Annotated in this window: 15 protein-coding genes; 4 read left to right on the top strand and 11 right to left on the bottom strand. The window is 35.2% G+C overall.

The genetic code is table 11. The features are described 5' to 3' along the window. Positions 1–309: 309 nt before the first annotated feature. From ACU1LP_RS10820 to ACU1LP_RS10805, 4 genes are all read right to left on the bottom strand, one after another. On the bottom strand, positions 310–984 hold the full coding sequence (locus ACU1LP_RS10820) for a response regulator (RefSeq protein WP_445732368.1): 675 nt from the start codon (positions 982–984) through the stop codon (positions 310–312). Positions 985–992: 8 nt separating this feature from the next. Then, entirely contained in the window at positions 993–2,825 is a 1,833-nt protein-coding gene (locus tag ACU1LP_RS10815; protein WP_445732369.1) for a tetratricopeptide repeat-containing sensor histidine kinase, read from the bottom strand. Between the two features lie 116 nt (positions 2,826–2,941). Next, positions 2,942–3,088, bottom strand: a complete 147-nt coding sequence (locus tag ACU1LP_RS10810) for a hypothetical protein (RefSeq protein ID WP_445736263.1) — start codon at positions 3,086–3,088, stop codon at positions 2,942–2,944. Positions 3,089–3,441: 353 nt separating this feature from the next. Beyond that, on the bottom strand, positions 3,442–4,446 hold the full coding sequence (locus ACU1LP_RS10805; protein WP_445732370.1) for a LacI family DNA-binding transcriptional regulator: 1,005 nt from the start codon (positions 4,444–4,446) through the stop codon (positions 3,442–3,444). Between the two features lie 168 nt (positions 4,447–4,614). Between ACU1LP_RS10805 and ACU1LP_RS10800 the strand changes: the two genes are divergently transcribed. Continuing rightward, positions 4,615–5,421: an HAD family hydrolase gene (locus tag ACU1LP_RS10800; protein ID WP_445736262.1), complete on the top strand. Its 807-nt coding sequence runs from the start codon at positions 4,615–4,617 to the stop codon at positions 5,419–5,421. Positions 5,422–5,608: 187 nt separating this feature from the next. Here ACU1LP_RS10800 and ACU1LP_RS10795 read toward each other — a convergent pair whose 3' ends face one another. The 7 genes from ACU1LP_RS10795 to ACU1LP_RS10765 all read right to left on the bottom strand — a co-directional run bounded on the left by ACU1LP_RS10795 (position 5,609) and on the right by ACU1LP_RS10765 (position 13,577). Next, the gene (locus tag ACU1LP_RS10795) at positions 5,609–5,749 is read right to left on the bottom strand and encodes a DUF5679 domain-containing protein (protein WP_308993201.1); all 141 of its coding nucleotides are present in this window, start codon (positions 5,747–5,749) and stop codon (positions 5,609–5,611) included. Positions 5,750–6,100: 351 nt separating this feature from the next. Beyond that, positions 6,101–6,880 (bottom strand): glucose-6-phosphate isomerase family protein, encoded by a 780-nt coding sequence (locus tag ACU1LP_RS10790; protein ID WP_445736261.1) that lies wholly within the window; start codon positions 6,878–6,880, stop codon positions 6,101–6,103. Between the two features lie 42 nt (positions 6,881–6,922). After that, a complete protein-coding gene (locus tag ACU1LP_RS10785; protein WP_445736260.1) occupies positions 6,923–8,698 on the bottom strand; it encodes a class I mannose-6-phosphate isomerase in 1,776 nt (591 codons plus the stop codon). Positions 8,699–8,761: 63 nt separating this feature from the next. Further along, positions 8,762–9,760: an ROK family protein gene (locus ACU1LP_RS10780; protein WP_445736259.1), complete on the bottom strand. Its 999-nt coding sequence runs from the start codon at positions 9,758–9,760 to the stop codon at positions 8,762–8,764. 16 nt (positions 9,761–9,776) lie between these two features. Then, positions 9,777–10,340: a glucose-6-phosphate isomerase family protein gene (locus ACU1LP_RS10775; RefSeq protein ID WP_445734903.1), complete on the bottom strand. Its 564-nt coding sequence runs from the start codon at positions 10,338–10,340 to the stop codon at positions 9,777–9,779. Positions 10,341–10,599: 259 nt separating this feature from the next. Next, positions 10,600–11,457 (bottom strand): sugar phosphate isomerase/epimerase family protein, encoded by an 858-nt coding sequence (locus ACU1LP_RS10770; protein WP_445736258.1) that lies wholly within the window; start codon positions 11,455–11,457, stop codon positions 10,600–10,602. Between the two features lie 194 nt (positions 11,458–11,651). Continuing rightward, positions 11,652–13,577 (bottom strand): ADP-ribosylglycohydrolase family protein, encoded by a 1,926-nt coding sequence (locus ACU1LP_RS10765; protein ID WP_445736257.1) that lies wholly within the window; start codon positions 13,575–13,577, stop codon positions 11,652–11,654. A 392-nt stretch (positions 13,578–13,969) separates the two neighbouring features. On the opposite strand from ACU1LP_RS10765, the gene ACU1LP_RS10760 reads away from it, so the two are divergent. From ACU1LP_RS10760 to ACU1LP_RS10750, 3 genes are all read left to right on the top strand, one after another. Beyond that, a complete protein-coding gene (locus ACU1LP_RS10760; protein WP_445736256.1) occupies positions 13,970–17,053 on the top strand; it encodes a SusC/RagA family TonB-linked outer membrane protein in 3,084 nt (1,027 codons plus the stop codon). A gap of 13 nt (positions 17,054–17,066) precedes the next feature. Further along, positions 17,067–18,569 (top strand): RagB/SusD family nutrient uptake outer membrane protein, encoded by a 1,503-nt coding sequence (locus ACU1LP_RS10755; protein WP_445736255.1) that lies wholly within the window; start codon positions 17,067–17,069, stop codon positions 18,567–18,569. A 252-nt stretch (positions 18,570–18,821) separates the two neighbouring features. Then, positions 18,822–19,925: a helix-turn-helix domain-containing protein gene (locus ACU1LP_RS10750; protein WP_445734875.1), complete on the top strand. Its 1,104-nt coding sequence runs from the start codon at positions 18,822–18,824 to the stop codon at positions 19,923–19,925. Positions 19,926–20,077: the final 152 nt, after the last annotated feature.

The raw sequence follows: 20,077 nt of genomic DNA, 5'->3' as shown, positions 1-20,077 counted from the left end.
AAAAATTAGTTTAAACTAATTTTTTAGTTAAAAATTAAATAAAAGAAGAAACCCTATGGGTCTCTCACATCCATAGGGTTAATGTAAATTGCTATTATCAACAAAAAAATTGAGGGATTACAAATTTTTGAAGTGCTGATAGTACAAATATATAAATTACTTTTCGCATCGAGTTACGGGAAACCCGTAACAACATTACGGGTTAGTTATAAAACGCAAGTATAATGCACTAATTGAGAGGTCAAAAAAATTGAAAAAAATTAAAAAAAATTGAAAAAAATCAAATACAATAAGAAACAGACTACTTTGCTACACAAATCCTTTAGATCGGGCAGCTTCCAACAAGGTTTCATCCTGCCCGTCTTTTACTTTAAAAATGTCCCTTAATTGTTTTTTGCGCTTCTCAACGGCACTTAAAGAAAGATCTAAATGTGAAGCAAGATTTTTTGTTTTTATACCTTGCGATAATAAGTGGAGTATCTTTCTGTTTTTTTCATCTATAACAATATCGCTTGAAACTGCTTTTCTAATAAAGCTATTTACCGTACCACTATAAAAAGGCGGATTATAAAGTACCGCTTGGAACGCACTGGCAAGTTCGCTAGAGGTTAAATCACTTTTAATTAAAAAGCCTTCCGGATTGATGGTTTTAATGATGTTATGGATCCTGAAAGATTCATTGAACATCGTTAAGATGATAATTTTCGCTTTTGGCAAAACTTTACGTGCATAAGCCGCTAAATCTTCGCCCGAGGTCATTAACCCATCCGTAGAAGGCGGCAAGCTAATATCAACAAACAACAGATGATAAGGATTTACCTTTTCGACTGCCTTATCCATAAATGCGATGGCTTCATCACAGTTATTGGCAATATCTATTTCAAGTATTTGATCCTCTTTTTTAGTGAAGAGCAAAGTATTTTGATAGCCCTCAATAATCATGGGGTGGTCGTCTATCATTAATATTTTAATTTTTTGGCTCATAAGTTTGGTTAGGTTATGGGTACTTGTATGGTTACGGTTGTTCCTGTTCCTTTTATTGAAGTTATATTGATGGCACCATTGATTTCATTGATTCTGGAATTCATGTTTTTTAAACCTATGCCTGATTTTGCTCTATTAACATCAAACCCGGAACCATCGTCAATTATGGATAGCCAAATGGCATTGTTTTTTAATTTAAAACCAATGTTTACTTGTGTGGCCGTAGCATGTTTATAGATATTGTGCAATGCTTCTTGAATGATTCTGTAAATATGGATTTTCTTTTTATTGGAAACCTCATCCCAGTTAATAGCATCATCATGCGTAAATGCATATTTTAGGCCGTAAGCCAAGGTTTGTGTTTCTACCAATGTTTTAATAATATCAACAAAACCAGCACCCGAAACAAAGTCTGTGTTCAGTTCGTGCGATACTTTTCTAATGTCATCTTCAATGGTTTTAATGTCCTTTATGTACTTGCTTCTAATGTTAACAGCTTCTTCGCCTGCAGCTATGTTAAAGGTGTCTAAATTTAATCTTATCCCAAATAACCGTCCTAAAACACCATCGTGCAGTTCTTGCGAAATCGTTTTTTTTTCTAAAATTCGTGCTTCTTCAATTTTTTCATTTTGGGAAAGCATTAAGTTGTAAATTTCTTCGTTGGTTTGTTGTTGTTGTTGTATAAATTTCAGTTCTTTATTTTTATTTCTTTGATAGATAACAAGATACAACAGAAAGGACGCTATAATCAGAACTACCGAAATTATTAAAAGCCACATACGCTCTTTGGCTATTTGTATATTTTCTTGCTCTATTTGATTGGTTTCAAAACGGATTCTTGCAAACTTATTTCTTATGGTACGTTCGTTTTTCTGCAAACTATCGTTAAGTTCAATGTAATCTTTTAAAAACTTAGCGGATGCATCGCCGGTTTCTACTTTAGAAAGTAATAGCAACGATTTTAATAAATCGTCGTTGTTATATTGTTCTGAGATATCTTTAGCTCTATAAGCATAATGCCTAGCTAAATCTTTTTGGTTTCTATTATTATAATACTCTGCAAGATGTTGATGGATTATAATTGAATTATAGCCTCCATAACTTATGCTGTCACTAATTTCCAAAGCCTTTAGAAACAAATCCGGCAATTCTTTAAAATCCTTGGAAAGGTATAGTGTGTACGCATAATTATCGAGCACTAATGCATAAAAATCTGAACGTTCGTTTATTAAATCATTATCACTTAAAATACCTTTGAAAATATTTAAGGCTAAATCATATTTCCCTGATCTCCTATAAGTTTTAGCCAGGTTATTTAAAGTATTGTCAATACTATTGCTAAAATCCCCTTTTAATTCTTTTTTATATTTAAGAGCTAGTTTGTAATATTTAACAGATTCATCAAACTGTTCCAATTCATCAAAGGCTATTCCGAGATTGTTAAATATAAACGATTTATACTTTTTAACATCATTGGACTCATCCAATTCTTCCAACAAGGAAATTGCTTCGATTGAAGTGACTTCACTTCCAGTATAATCTTTCTCATAAGTTTGGATAACGGCTATACCATAAAGAGTTACTGCTGTTTCGTATTTATACTTTAACTTTTTAAAAATCTTTTCAGCTTTTTGGTAATAATAATACGCACTATCACTTTTAAGGGAATACCGATATAATTCTCCTATTATGTAATGCTCTTTGGCCATAAAAACAGAATCTTTTGATTTTGTATTAAATAAAAGCTTTTTAACAGAATCTATTTTACTTAAATTCTCATCTATTTGGGCCAATGCTGTAAATGAAAAAACCAAAAAAATATATAAACTTATAGATTTCAATGCAAATGGTGTATTGACTATTGTTCCAAATGTATTTATAATTTTTCAATTATACATAACAAAAAAAATCCTTTACGTCTGTAAAGGATTTTCACTATTGTTTTTTGTACTATTATTTAGTCTTGTACATTTCCTCCTGTATAAAGAGTTTCTTGATTGTTTGGTGATACTAATACATCATCCTCATTTAAGTCTTGTTTTGTGCACGAAGTTAATGATGCAAATAAAAGTGCTAAGATTAAGGTAACTTTTAGGGTTTTCATAAATATTTGATTTTAAGGTTAAATTATTTTTTTTCTAAATTTTAAACAAAACAGTAACTAAGACTTAAAAAAATCTTGGTTAGAGGGAAAAAATGGATAATTAACTTAAAATCGAATGCATATAAAAACGCACAGATTTTATCTACATACTATATTGTTTTGAGGGAATATGACCTTGAGGCCAAAATGGATTATTTTTCTTAATTAGCTGAGGGGATGGTATTGCGCCCATTAAGAGAGTGCTAATATAAGTGAAAAGAAATCAATAATCGTAAAATAATCGATAAAATGTGCTTTTTTTTCGATTAAAAGTTAATTTATAATAACTTATTCGTTTAATGGAAAGTAATTTCCTATAAAGTAGATTTGTTTTTTACCAAACTGGTCTTAACAATTTTGGTCTTGACGTCTTCCTCCAAAGCCTTATTTTGCAACCTATTGATAAGCATTTGTGCTGCATAAGCACCTATCTCTTTAGCATGTTGCCTGATAGTGGTTAGTTTAGGAATGGTGTGATAAGAATCGGATTTGCTGGCAAAACCAATTACCGATATGTCTTTAGGCACATGAAGCCCCAACTTTATGGCCGTGTTAATAGCAATAATGGCAGAAGAACTATCCGCAGCCACCACGCCATCAATAGTTGGGTTTTTCTTAAAAAAAGCCATTATTTTTTTTTGTTGGTCGTCTTTCTTCTTGATTTTTAAAATCAGTGGCTGATGGTGTGCGCTCTCCAATACGGCTTTATTGTAACCTCTTTCCCTTAATTTGCCAACGCTCAAGCCGTCAATACTACTTATAAAGGCCATGTTTTTTCGTTTTTCCAGTTGCAAACTTTTAGTAGCGTTATAGGTAGCATCAAAATCATCTACAATTACCTTATCGCACAGAACATCATGCGCCACCCTATCGAACATGACGATGGGCAACCCTTGGCCAATGGTTTTTTTAAAGTGTTCTATCTCGTTTTTCAATTGGGTTTCTTCTGCTACCGATAAAATAAAACCATCAACACTTCCATTGGCCAACAACCTTAAGCTTTCCTTTTCTTGCTCTAAAGACTCGTTTGATATGCAAGTAATAATGTTATAACCATATTTTACAGCTTCCCTTTCTATGCCAAAAAGCACTTTTGCCAAAAAATGGTTCAATATATCCGGAATAATAACCCCAATGGTTTTCGTTTTATTCTGCTTTAAACTTAAAGCAACTTTATTGGGTTTGTAATTATATAATTCGGCCAGTTCTTTAACACGTTTAACAGTTTCTTCCCCAATTTCCTCACTGTTGTTCAGTGCTTTTGAAACTGTTGAAATAGAAACATTTAACTCTTTTGCTAATTGCTTTAATGTAACCATGCTGTTTAACGTATCAATTTAAAATTAACGCAATTTACAAAAATACCTTTATCAAAAACAGATTCCCCATATTTTGAAACCATAAAAAATGCTAAACTTAAAATAGAATAATAATTACCTAACACATATTAAACTTTATAATGGTATTTTTGCCACTTAATTTGTTTTATGGATTTCTCAAAAGTAAAATTAGTAGTTACCGATATGGATGGCACCTTGCTAAATCCGAAGAGCGAGGTTAGCAATCGGTTTTTGGCACAATTTAACGAATTAAAAAAACGAAACATCCATTTTGCAGCGGCCAGTGGCAGGCAATATCAAAGTATTTTAGAAAAATTAAACCTTATAAAGAATGATATTTCGATCATTGCCGAAAATGGCGGCATCATGAAACATGACCATAAAGAACATGTTTTATTAAAATTATCGCATGAAAACATTACTAAGGCCATAGAAACTTTGCGCCAAATAAAAGAAGTTTACATTGTTTTGTGTGGCAAAAAATCTGCTTACATTGAAACAACCGATGTTCAATTTATTTCGAGATTCAGAAACTACTATTCAGAATATGCTGTTGTTGACGATTTGACCAAAGTTACCGATGATGATTTTTTAAAAATAGCTGTTTTTCATTTTGATTCCTCAGAAAAACACATTTATCCCCATATAAATGGATTAAAAAACGATATGCAGGTTATTGTTTCCGGACAAAATTGGCTGGACATTTCGCATGCCGAAGCCAACAAAGGATATGCTTTAAAAATTTTGCAAAAGGCATTGGGCGTTACAAAAGAAGAGACGATGGCATTTGGCGATTATAACAACGATCTGCAAATGTTGGAGCTGGCACATTTTAGTTATGCTATGGAAAATGCACATTCAGAAGTCAAAAAAATAGCGCGTTTTAAAACCAAAAGCAACTCGGAACAAGGCGTGGAAACCATTCTTGAACAGCTTATAAATTTCAAAAATTGAATCTTAAAATCAATACTCCCTGGGCAATCCTAGAGGGGAGGTATTAAAACCCACTAGTGGAAATAAATTTAGCCCATAGTAACTGTAACAACAGTTTTTATGAGCATCAATAATGTGGTTAAATAAAACACTGTTTTAAATAGCCTTACTTATTTAAAACAGTGTTTTTGTTTTTAGTTAAAAAGACTTATTTTCCTAAGATTCTAAACATGCCTGTACCACAAGTTGGGCATTTGCCTTTCATTGCCTTTCTGCCATTTTTCATAGTAACTTCAGCAGCATCTTTTATCTCTTTTTTGTCTTTACATTTTACGCAGTATCCTTCCATAATGATGTTAAATTATATTTTATTAAATTAATTATTTATAAATGTAGGTTTTATTCTAAGTGCGTGCAAATAAAAAATAAAATTTATCGTCTTTTTTGTTATAATTCTGTGTTTAAATCCATTTTTGCAAGCTCAATTACTCCTTTCGGTTCCATTAAGCCTAATGTTTTACAATATCTTTAAAACAAAAAAGCATCCCAATCTTCTGTAAATAAAAAAGGAAATCCTCTCATTGGAATACCACGCGATAATTATCGGGATTACTGTTAAACTACTTCCTTGAATAAAGTAGGGGCTAAATTATATTTCCACAGACATATAAATAATGACGGAACAACATGACTACTTAACTTATGGGATAAAATGATTCCATGCATCAGCTTTAAGTTCTGGATGTACCACGAATAAAAATCGATTTTGATCTTCTTCAAATTGGGAATAAATCGGTTTTCCTTTTTCGATGCCGAACTCAGCATAATCCGAAGGTGATTTCACAATCAACTCACATTCCGTATAATTTGGATTTTTCACCCATTCTATTTCCCCATTCCTGTTAAATATTGGAAACCAAGCCAACCCACTATGCGCTCGCACATCATCGTATTCAAAACCATACGCCCTATCGCACCAAGCACCGAAGGTAAGTGGTTGTTTGGGGTCGGCACTAATGGTTGCATGCGCCCAATATGGAGGAACAATCACCACATCACCGGGTTTTGCAACTACTGCAAAGCAGCGCCTAGGGTTATCCTTTGCTGTTTCCTGCATATAAATGATTGCCTTTCCCGACCATATTTCATAAACCTCGGGAGTGGACCAACCACTTAATGGTGACACTTTATGTATATGCCCTTGGCTGCGTACAGGCTCATTACCTAAACGTCCAGCTGCATAGGTAACCGCGCCATATAGCAAATGGAGTTGCTTCAATTGGGCAAGGTGTTCTTTTTTCCCAACGTCCATAGCTATGGAATAAACCGGGTCTGGTCCTAAACAATCTGGATTCCGAAGGCTTTTGCGGATGGAATCGAGAGTTCTATTTTCTACTTCGGGACCAAATACAGTTGAAGCGTATTCAAAACCCAAAGGTTGGTTGGTTGGAAGAATATCAAATCCTGGATAAAATTTCATTTTGGATGTTTTTTCATGTCTTTATTTACTACGCAGGTTTTACTAAAACCTAACATATCCTTTCATGGTTGCGCAGGTCTGTCCTTCACTGGTTCCGTAAGGGCGAATGGTGTATGCCCCTACTTTTGCTGGCACAATAAATACCTCGGCATAATGCACTACTAAAGGTTCAAAAGCGTTTGTTGGACTTTCCACAATGACTTCATCCCCATCAACCAGACAAATCATATCCACGCCGCCATGGGTGTGATGTTCCACCTTTTTGGTGAACCAATGCCGGCGTGTTTCAATAAACTCTCGTTCATGCAAACCCGTTCGCTCTTCAACCCAACCATCACCTTCAGCTACTTTTTCAATTTGGTTCAGCAGATTCTGGCGTGTCCATTCGGTTGTTCTATCCCACTGCAAGTTCTTTTTGGCGTGTTCAATGTTAATAGGACGTGGTCTTCCATCCAACCCCAAACGACCCCAATCCCATAGTTTGAATGTAAAAATATAGGGTGTAGCACTTATTTCCAGCACCATGCTGTTTTTAGCTGAACAATGTATGGTGCCTGCAGGAATTAGCACATGGTCGTGTTTTTTCATGGGCCAAGTCTGAACATGTTTTTCAACATCAAAGGGTGTCCCCTCTGTCTGAGCGTTCTCCAATTCTGAAAGCATGTCATCAGGATCTATCGTTTCCTTAAAACCTAAGTAAACAATGGCATCGTCGCCCACATCCATCATGTAATAACTCTCGTCCTGTGTATAATGCATGCCGAACTTCTCCTGTATATATTCCGTTAACGGATGAACCTGCAAACTTAAATGACCACCTTCCATCGTATCAAGTAAATCAAAACGAATAGGGAATTCGTCGCCAAAACGACCGTGTACAGGATGCCCCATTAATTCCTGTGGATGGCGAAAAACCAAGTTGATCGACGGAATCTCAATCACATCCTCACCAAACTTTAACAGCAAACTGTTTTCTTCAGGAACACCATTAAAACACCACGCATAATTTTTAGCCGATGGATCCAGATTGCAGACTTCCTTCATCCATTGCCCACCCCAAGGACCGGGATCAAAAAATGGCACGACGCTAAAGGGTCGGTTCGTTGCCATTTCGAGCCCTTCCAAAATGGCTTTTCCCTCAATCAGTTTGGGCTGATCGATTTTGTTGGTATCGAGCAGAAAATCCCATTTTTCAAAAAGGGTCTTTTTCAATCGGTCGCAAACACGCCAATCCACAAAAAAACCTTGTTTGTACAAAAGCATCCAATCTTCAGTATCCCTGTTTTTCACACCAAGATTGTCCACCAAATGTTGGCGCATTCGCAACTGTATTTCCCAACGAGCCATATCGGCGTAAACCAATAAATTATTATTCGGACAAACCAATGCGGCACCACAACCATAAATTACCGTCACGCCATCATCATTTCCAATGGTATTCTGAAAATTCTGAACTTTTTCAGCATCAAAAAAAGCATCCATGGTCAGTCGCGTAATAAACCCGAATATCCGATCGTTGGTCACATCGGGGAAAACCATTTTTTTAATCTCTTCCTCCGGAAGCATAAAATATTCAGATTTTATAAACCGGTCACATTTTATACCACCCATCAGATTTTCAAACAATTCTTCTTCAATGACACCTTGATAGGTTTCAATAACTATCAATTTTGTTTTTTGGGTAATTGAAGCAATGGCGTTGTTCAATTTCTCTATGATATTTTCCCAGCCATTTATCACTTTGTAAGCCTCATTTTTTACCTCAATGCAAGGGGAATTATTAAATTTTGAGGGCTTATTGAAATACTTTTTTTCCATCTTTAAGATTAATTTTATTTTTTATTGAACTGGGAAATTACCTCAGTTTTTTAGCAATTCTCTTTACATGTTAGCTGTTCTAACCAAATAATCAGCACCATATAAAGCAGCCGAATCAGGGTGTGCAGCATTAACAACTTTTACCTTTCCCCATGGTGTCCAAGCTAATTGGTGAACTTTTTCTTGAATGGCTGGCAAAATAATGTCAGCACTTTTCATAATGCCTCCACTTATAATCACCATTTCCGGATCAAAAGCATGGATCATGCTGATAATGCCAGAACTCCAAGCTGAAATACAATGATTGCGGACTTCTTTAGCTACCTCATCATTATTATTCGCGTGATGAAACAGCGTTTTAAAATCGAGTATTTCCTCATTTTTCATGGTACTCTCAGGAAATTTTGGATGGTCTTTCAACAACGTGGGCAATCGCCATGTGGAGGCTTCAGACTCTACACAACCCACGTTGCCACAGGTGCAAACAGTTCCTTTATGGTTCACCACAAAGTGACCGCCCAAATTCCCCGCTTGAAAATGTTTTCCGATGAGTAACTGCCCACCCATCAAAACTGCCGATCCTATCCCTGTGCCCAAAGTCAGCATCACCACATCAGAACAACCCTTTCCTGCGCCATGTTGCCATTCGCCCAACAAAGCCATGCGAGCATCGTTCATTGCAAATAGTTGCCAATTCCATTTTTTCTTTGCCCATGCCACTAAATTGGTTTTTGGACCGTCATCATATTTTTGGTTTGTGGACAAAATTCGGTTTTCAACAGAATCAACTAAACCCGCAAATGAAAACCCGATACCTAAAACATTGTTCGCTTTAAGTTGATTGGACTTTAGTAATTGATCTATCTCGTCTTCCAATATAGGGAGTTGTGATTTTAACCCTGAGGCAGATTGGGCTGGAATTTCTTTCCGATCAATGAGTTCGCCGTCGTGAAGCAACCCGATTTTAATAAACGTTCCGCCTAAGTCGATACCGATGGTAAAGTTTCTCCCAACCTTTTCTCTATTGTGAGTGCTAAACTCGGTATTGGCAGATTTTTTCATAATCTCGCTTCAAAAATCACATTAACTTAGGTTTTCCATCCACTTCAAATAAGCGAGCAGAAAATCCATTTTTGGCAATTTCCTCATAATTATGTCCAGCATCCGATGGCCAACAGGCACCCACAATCAAATTTTCATCGCCCGTATTAGCCAATCGGTGTCCAATTTCACTGTCTATATAATGTAAGCTTCCGGGATACACCTCTTCAGCCCATGTATTTCTGTCCCGATCCATCAAAATCAACATGCCTTTTCCCTTTATTCCCCAGTAAAACTCGGCGCGGTCCGAATTTAAATGAAAATGTCCTTTGGTCATGAAATACTCATTTCCAACTTTACCGGGATAAATGGTGGAAGCGCCAAAGAAAAGGCCGCCAAGGGTTCCTTCCGCTACGGGCAACCATGCTTGTACTGTGTACACCAGTTTTTCCTGAGACATATTTGAAAAAGCTTTTTCATCTTGAAAAATGCCCAGAATGTCTTTAATTTTTCGAGTTTGATTTATAATGGGGTCGCCAGTCATTCGATAATCATCGAGACCTAATTCTACGGGTGATTTTTTTATTTGTAAATGTTTCATTTGAATACATTATTTTGTTAAACCTTGAAAAAAATCATTTTTAATCTATTGTTATTTCATTCAGTACATGACAAAAATTAGTTTAGCCTTCATTAAACGATAGTAATGTTACTGAAATTGAGACCTGTCAGGTTTTAAAAACCTGACAGGTCTGGAAACATCCAAAAGCATAAAATTATTGATAATTAGCAACATAAAATGTATGTTTCAATTTTTGTCATGTCCATAGGTTATTTCTTTACGCTCAAATACATTTCCATCAACTTCCATATCTCTTTTTTAACAAATCCATCATAAAAACGTTGATATCCCATTGATTGGATAAAGGGGTTTGTGAGTAGGGAAGAACGGGCATATAAGGTTGTGGTCCAAATTCTGGCGTGATAGTCAACTCCTTTTCGTGGGCGCTTTTTTTCAATGCAACTACTTTATCCCACCATAATAAATGATGGTTTAGCGCACTTTTCCATTCTGGCGCTCTTGGGTCGCTAATTTGAGGACCTTCAGGAAAACCAACCCGAGCGTGTATGTGTTCGGTTCTCGATATAGCGATGGCAACAGCTGCCTCTTGATCTTCCAAAAACGACTCCGCCACATTTACCCAATGGGAAATATCCAACGTAAGTTTTAAATCTTTAATTTTCTCTAAATAAATTTTGGTAATATGTGCAGCAAAACTGAATTTGTTCCGGTGTGTCTCGTGCAATACTTGTATGCCTTTTTTTTGCGTAAAGGCACTGGCAATATCAAAGAGTTTTTTGTTTTGTTCAAAAGTAAAATAATCCTTACCTGTTTGGGAATTTACTTTTACACAAGGATAATCTGATATTTTATCAAACCAAGCGGCATACATATCGTAATGTTTGTTATAATCAGAATGGTTGGTATCATAATGCTGAACAATAATTTCCGCATTAAATTTTTCAGCATCATTCCAAAAGTTATCCAGTTTTTTTTGTTCTAACTGACTTTCTATGGCAAACTCAACACCATCATATCCAGCATCTTTAATCTTTTTGAAAAAATCCTCATTTTTAAAATGATCATTTCCCCAGTAAGGACAAAAATAATTAATGGTCATCATTGGCATTTCATAATTATTAAAAAAAACTTCCACAAACCTATTACAGTTTATGGAAGCCAACTCAACAAACTAAAACTAACTCAATATATATTATAAATGAATTTCCTAATGAACGGTAAAATTAAAAAATAGCTATTTGGTTTTTAATAGGATTTATAAATCCATTGTTAAAAGTTTCGTTTTTTTCGTTCTACAACTTCACTTTCTAAACTTCCCTTTATTATTATTTATAATCCATCCACAATATTAAATTGTAAATCGGTATTCCATAAACATTGATGCGGGTGTTTGTTATGATGGTTTTTCAAACCTACCTCTATATTAAAATCATCTAGAAAAGCATCGATGCGTATCAACAAAGCATTTTTTCCTTTCACTAAATCCAAAGCCACGTTATGTGCTAAAGGATACGATCTTATCAATTCTTCATTCTTAAATACTTCTTTGCTATTGTGCCAAACAGTTAAATAATTCGGACTGCCCAAAGACAGCCATTTTGTACACACTTTTTCTGCATCTATTTCAGTATATAAATAAATGGTACGTTCTCCTTTTCCGTAAAAATAATTCTGTAGATCCATTTTCATTTCTGAAGGATGGATTATTTGTGCATGAAAATCTTGACCAAAAACATTCTTTTTCTTAATTAAATCTTCCACTTTTTCTTGAGTTAAAAATTCAGTGGGAGATTTTGCTAAATCTTGATTCATGTATTTTACAGAAGGTAACGAAGACATGCCGTGATCAGGATAAGCAGAAGTAGATTTAATGAGATTCTCATCTTCCTCTATAAACGGCCCAAGCATGAGCCAATTGCCGTAATACGGAAATCCTTTTTCAAAAATTTGAGTATGTCCATTCTCCAATCTTACCTTTACGGTGTAAGGTACTTTAGTATTTTTGGTTGAAAAATTAGTGTCATTCCAATTAAAATGAATTGTTTTTGTAATGATAGCATTTGCGGCTACCGATAGTGTTACTAATTCACAAGTAAAATACGGTGATGCGAGTAGAACATCAACATCTTGAACCTTATTTGTAAGATTTTCATAAACTATATTTATAAGCGCACCTGTTTTATTCGATGGATTCGGGAATGATTGCACATCACAGTGTACATCATATAATTTTTCGGGGCCTGAAAAGAGTATATCCTCAGGGCAATTGGTAATAGTTTCTGGATTATTAATAAAATTTATCCCCGCTTTACAGGTTAATTCGCTTAGCTCTGTAATGGTTTCAGGACAATAAATACCAACAATTTCTGGACTTACCAATAACTCGTTACCAACCCTTGTTTTCCAAATTTCTGGAATGGCATCGTACCCCAAAACAATGCCTAATAAAGCACCTGCGGTAGCCACGACGCAATCACTATCATGGCCTAAATGAAAGGCATCAATTAAAAAATCAAAAGAATTGTTGGCATGTAATAAAGATAATATGGTAAAAGCCACATTCATGGGAGAATTGGTAAAATCGGCATCGCCATAAAAACTTTTAATTTTACCTGCTACAATGTAAAAATCATAACTTTCATTCCAAGCAAAAACCTGTTCTACCATTTCTTTGCAAGCGGAATCTTTTGGTATATAGTCCAAGCCTTTTTGAAGAATTACGTTTAAATCATTTTCAAAAAAAGCGATGGAAGCACATGCAGACAAATATTGTTCAGCCTCAACCGAAAACCCAAAATGATCTAACCTTGAATCCATGCCTGCAAATAATGCCGCTTTTTCTGGTTGTCCCGGATTTACCATGCCCCAAATCTCACTTCTTATGGGAGAACCCATTCCGGTGTTCCAATACCAATTGTTATGGTTTCCTGAATTTGGATTATCCAGACCCATATTTATATTTCTTGTTGCAATGCCATATTCGCACCACGGAAAATCCACATGATTTTTCCAATGTTCATTAAGATCTGTTGCCCTTACTTTATGCCCCTTCTTTAGCAACATATCCAACCAGAGCACTTGTAGGTCTAAATCGTCATTGGCAAAATTTGTTGCGAACAAATCTTCAGTAAATGGTATGGTATTAAATTTTTTGAATCCTTCTATGGGCGCTCCTAAAATGCCTCCCGCACATTTACCAATCCATCCACCAAGCACCTTGTTATAATACTCTTTATACTCTAAGTTTTGTTTCATAAACATTTTAAATTTGAAGAAAAATATTGTATTGACAGTTATTGCCAAAATTTTTAGCAATATCCTCATTTACTGCCTAGATTTTCTATGGATTTATAATTCTGAACCACAAAAAAAATATTTGAAAAAGAAATTGTTTAATACTTAATCAAATTAAATAAATAGCTAAAAATCCCTTATTCTACGGGGGTTTAGGCTTATTTATGGTATTATTATAAATGTATTATTTCATTTGAATTTAGAAATCAAAAGATTAGGAAGAGTGGTAATCATATATATTTAACAGAAATTTAGCATTAACCATTAAGGTCTGCATGTAAACATTATAGACCCTTTAAAATTAAATTGCTGGACTAAATAACTACTAAACATTTATTAACTAATTTTTAAGTATGAAAACAAACTTTATTTTTAAAAGAACAATTCTACTGTTACTCCTTTTTATTGGATTTGGTGCCATTCATGGCCAAAACCGAACCAATATTTCTGGAACAGTAACCGATGCCCAAAGCATCCCTTTGCCTGGAACATCCATAATCGAGAAAGGCACATCAAATGGAACCCAATCTGATTTTGATGGAAAATTTTCCTTAAGCGTGGCAAATCCAAATGCTACCTTAGTAATTAGTTACATAGGCTATGTAACAACAGAAATCTCTTTAAATGGGCAAAAAAACATTCAAGTATCACTTGTAGAAGATGTTTCTAAATTAGACGAGATTGTTGTAATTGCCTATGGAACCCAAAAGAAAGGAAATGTATCGGGTGCTATAGCTTCCTTAAGCTCGGAAGCATTAGAAGGCAGGCCTGTTGCCGATTTTCAAAACTCTATGCAAGGACAGGTTGCCGGTTTAAATATAACCAAAAATTCTGGCGCACCTGGTGGGGGCACCAGTGTAGTAATTAGAGGTAAAGGATCCATTTCAGGAGGAAGTAACCCTTTATATGTTATAGATGGCAATATTATGAATAATGGTATTGGTAATCAAGGAGCTGGATTTACAAATCCTGATCCGTTGGCTACCATCAACCCTTCAGATATTGAATCCATTACTGTTTTAAAAGATGCCTCTGCGGCTTCCATTTATGGTGCTCGTGGAGCAAATGGTGTTATTTTGATAACAACTAAACGAGGAAAGACTGGAAAAGCGCGCTTTGAATTAAATTCATATTCAGGTTTCCAAAAAGCATGGAATACGCTTGACTTATTGAATTCCCAAGAGTATCAACAAGTTTGGAATGCCGTTAGAGACAATTCGGGTTTAAATAGAATTCCTGCATTGGATGGCACTACACTAACAACCAACACCAATTGGCAACGAGAAGTTTTAAAAACCGCTAATATTTCAAATTATGAATTTAGAGCGTCAGGCGGCGGTGAAAAAACAACCTATTCTACATCGGTCGGTTATCTAGACCAAGATGGTATTATCATGAATACTGGAATGAAAAGATATAACCTAACAGTGAATACCGACACCCAATTAGGTAAATTTAAATTTGGCAATTCATTATTTGTTTCTCGAACCATTTATGATAAGGAGAGTATTAATGACCAAACATCTATATTAAATTCCGCCATTTTATCAGCCCCGAATGTGCCCATCTACGACCCAAATAATATTGGCGGTTTTGCTGGACCCACTTTACAGGATGGCGAACCAACCATGAACCCAGTAGCGGCCCAAACTTTAATTGATAACACCAATACCGTTAACAGGATTTTAGGAAATATATATGGCGAATATGAACTAGTGAAAAATTTAAAGTTCAAAGTAAATGCAGGATTTGACCTTATCACTTTCCACGATCGATTAACGGTGCCTGAATTTAAACTAAATCAAAATCAAGTACCAGGTTTTGAGCAAGGTGCTATGGTTAGAGAATACAGAGGGGAAAACAATTCTGCATTATTAGAAAACACATTAAACTATAAAAACACCTTTGGGAAACATACTCTGGATTTATTAGCTGGCTATACGGCACAAGAATTACAATACGCCGATATGCAGGCAACCGTTCTTGGTCAATTCTCTGGCACTGGTTTACCTGTATTAAGTGGTTCAAAAAACGTTTCAACAGTAAGTGGTATCATTTCAGAAAACAAAACAACCTCCATTATTGGTCGGGCAATATATGATTATGATAGTAAATATTTGGCAACCGTAAATTTTAGACGGGATGGTTCTTCAAAGTTTGTAGGCGACAACAAATTTGCTAATTTTTACTCTGCTTCTGCAGGATGGCGCATCAGTAATGAAGCTTTCTTAAAAAACACCGCTGTTAGCGACTTAAAACTGCGTGCCAGTTACGGCTCATTAGGTAATGATAACATTAATGCGAATTCGGCCCGTTTTACACTAAACCAAAATGCCACTTATGTGCTTGGAACCAGTCAAGCATTGGCTCCAGGCGTTGGCCCTTCTGGATCTATGCAAAACGCCGATTTACGATGGGAGAAACAAGTGCAATTAAATTACGGTTTGGATCTAGGGTTATTTAATAACCGCTTTACCATGACCGTGGATTATTTTAATAAAACCTCTAAAGATTTATTATTATCCATTCCCGTTCCGGGCCATACAGGGTTTGGTGGCATTACTTTGAACGCTGGTGAAATTGTAAATAAAGGATTAGAGATTACTGCAAATTATCGCGATAAAATTGGTGAGGACTTCACTTTTAGTATTGGAGGAAATGTTACCACTTTAGACAATAAAGTTACTAAATTAGCTAATGGATTGGATTATATTGAAACATCAGCATTTGGACAATTAAGCAGTGTGCTAAGAGTTCGTATCGACGAAGGTCAATCTGTCCAGTCATTCTATGGCTATCAAGTTGAAGGTATTTTTCAAACCCAAGCAGAAATTGATGCAGCTCCTTTTCAAGGCGAATCAACAAGGCCAGGGGATTTTAAATATAAAAACATAAAAGCTGATGACAACGTTATTGACGAAAAAGACCAAACTTTTATTGGAGACGCTATCCCAGATGTTACTTATGGCATCAATTTGAATATGGGATACAAAAACTGGGATTTTAGCATGCAATTCTTTGGGGTTTCTGGCAACGATATTTGGAGCGAAACAAAATTCTATACACAAAGTTATGCCAGAACAAATAACTTGAATCGTGTTGTTTTAGATGCTTGGACACCAAGTAACCCTTCAACAACCAACCCTAGACAATTCCCAAGAACTTTAAGCGGGAATGCCAAAGTATCCAGTTTCTTTATTGAAGATGGGTCTTATTTTAGACTGAAAAATTTGCAATTGGGATATTCATTTCCTGAAAGTTTAATTAATAAAATGAAACTTTCAAAATTCAGATGCTATTTGGCTGGTCAAAATGTATTTACTATTTCAGGATATTCAGATGTTGGTTACGACCCAGAAGTAGGTAGTGATGGTATTGATAACGTAGTGTACCCTCAAGCAAGAACATTCACTTTAGGTTTACAAGTTGGATTTTAAATTATAAAAAATTATGAAAAAACATATTAGAATAACAGGATTTTTAGCATTGATATTAACCATGTCAATTCCAATGGGCTGTGGCAGTGGCTATCTGGAAGATGTGGATGTATTTACCGCATTGGACGGAAATACATTTTACCAATCGGAGGATGATGCCGTAAAGGCAGTTACAGCAGCCTATACCATTTTACAGGGTAGGGCACTTTATAAAGTGGAACTTTATGCATTAGAATATTCTACCGGTGATTACGCCATGACAGAAGGAGGATTTCAATATGCCAATTTTGTGAATTTTCAATTTGACAATACCGAGCCCCAAGTAATCACAAATGTTTACTCAGATTGTTACAAAGGCATAGCCAGGGCCAATGCTGTGATAGATAAAGTACCTAAAATTACATTTGCCAATCAAGACTTACAAAAAAGAATCATTGGTGAAGCTAGATTTTTAAGAGGTTTATACTATTTTCATTTAGCCAAAATTTATGGTGCCGTTCCTATAATTGACAGGTTGGTAACGGGCCCTAATGACCCATTATTTTTCCCTTCAAGAAATCCAGTAACTGAAGTTTATGCTTTTATTGAAGAAGACTTTAAGGCAGCCATTGCCGCTTTGCCCAAAAAAGGCGAATATAATGCTGCGAATTTAGGTAGAGCCACCAGTGCTGCCGCTGCGGGTTATTTAGGAAAAGTATATTTATATCAAAAGAAATACCCAGAAGCCAGAGATGCTTTTGCAGATGTAATTAGCGGTAAATACGGAAATCTCGATTTAGTTAATTATGAAAATAACTTTTTAGATACTACTGAAAACAATTTAGAATCTGTGTTCGAGGTTCAATTTGTTGGTGGATATGGAAACGTTTGGGCTGGCGATGACGGAGGTGCTGAAACTGAAAGCACCTATTTGGGGACTTTATTTGGGCCCAAACAATTTGGGAATGCCTATCCATCTGATTATGTGAATTCAGTTTTCGACAATAATGGCGAAGCCAATAGTTTAAGAAGAATTTATACCATAGCTCGACCTGGAGATAGTTGGGGAACTTGGACTCCTGTAACTGTTGCGCAATGGAATGCCCGAATTCCGGATGCTGGAGGTAATTCGGCTATAAGAAAAGGTAATTTGGGTAACAATGAATCCTTATTGCAATCTAGTATCAACTATAGAATGATGCGCTTTTCAGATGTATTGCTTATGTATGCCGAAGCCATAAACGAAGCTAATAATGGCCCAAACCAAGCTGCTTACGATGCGATAAACCGTGTTAGAACCCGTGCTGCAGTATTACCCATCCAAACGGGCTTGGATAAAGCAGCATTTTTTCAAAAAATAAAAACCGAAAGAGTTTTGGAATTCTCTTTTGAGTTAAGCCGTTATTTCGATTTAATCCGTTGGGGGCTTGGTACAGAAATGCCAGGTTTCAAAGTTGGCAAAAACGAATTAATTCCTATTCCAGCATCTGAAATATCAAAAAATCAAAATTTATTGCCTAACAACCCTGGTTGGTAAAATACAGTACGTTGACCTGAATCAATTAACGCAATAACAATACATTAAAGCCTCCGGAACTAGTTCCGGAGGCTTTAATTTTAGAAACCATTTCATTATCAAAACTACAAACATAAAACCGTTTTGTTAAATTGTCGCTTTTTTTTTAGTTAATTTCATCTTTACTCAAAACATATTATTTTTTTTCAGAAAATCTTATTACTTTCATCATTTTAAAGTTATTTGTTAAAAAAAATAGGATTTTAGAACACTATGGCTGTTGGATTGTTTATTTGGGGTTTTATTCAAAGTTTTGTTGTAGGATTATTGATTCCTATGGTAAAAAAAGCTAGGAACAATTATTTACTCTCCATTATATTTTTTACCACTGCTTTAAATATCTTATTTCAATACTTATTGCGTTATGAAGGTTTAAAGATAGACCATCCTGCATTTTTAATAGTCCCAGATATATTGGACTTATTGCTTCCTGCTTTTGTGCTTATTTACATTACCAATATTATGGGTAGGCGCTATGACAAAAAAATGTTTTATTATTTCATCTTTCCGGCAGTTTGGTCTTTGGTCCTTATAACTGAGGTCTTGTTTACAGAAAATTTTGGAGTATCAACATACATTGGCTCAACATTTCATCAAATTAGCTTGGGCGCTATTTTTTTATGGAAATTATTTCTTTTTTATAAAGGTCTTGCCTTATTTCGGTTTAAAGACGAATCCCTAAAACAAAAACAAGCATCCCTATTGGTTTGGCCAAGAGTTTTGGTGGTGTTTTTAGGCTTGCTAAGTTTTATTGCGCTAACCAATTTATCCTATTGGTTAATTGTTGGCAAACAAAGTGCTGAGAATCCCGAAGTTATTGGTCAGCAAATTGTAGAAATAAACTATGTTCTTTTTACATGCTTCATCATATTTATAACCATTTATTTTTCCTTTAAGCATCCTAAAATATTATCCGGCTTACCGGTTATAAAAAGTTTGGATGAAAATCAATTCCCAGAAGGGGAAAAATATGAATCAGAACTAAATGCGCTTATCCATACTAAAAAAATCCATCTTGACACAGAGTTAAATGAAAAGGTATTGGCTGATGCACTAGGCGTACATTCATACATTCTTTCTAGATTATTGAATGATCATATAGGCAAATCATTTAGTGAGTATATCAATGAAAAAAGGATTGAAGAAGCCATAAGAATCCTTTCCGATCCAGCAAATAAAGACCTGACCATATTTGCCGTAGCTGTTGATAGTGGGTTTAGATCAGAATCGGTATTCTATGTCAATTTTAAAAAAATCACTGGTTTTACACCTGCACAGTTTAAAAAGAATATCCATAAAAAAGGCTCAAAAGGGTAACAGGCTTACCACATAGTTTAAAGAATATTATATTTTTCCACTTTGATTTTAAAAATACACACTCTTTTTTGTGTCTAACCTTAAATCCGCAAGCGATTAATTTGCTATTTTAAACATTTATTTTATGTGGTAAAAGTAATCTTTTCGGATAA

This window comes from Mariniflexile sp. (genome assembly GCF_052728615.1).
The sequence above is the reverse complement of the archived record's forward strand: the minus strand, read 5'-3'. Positions and strand labels throughout refer to the sequence as shown.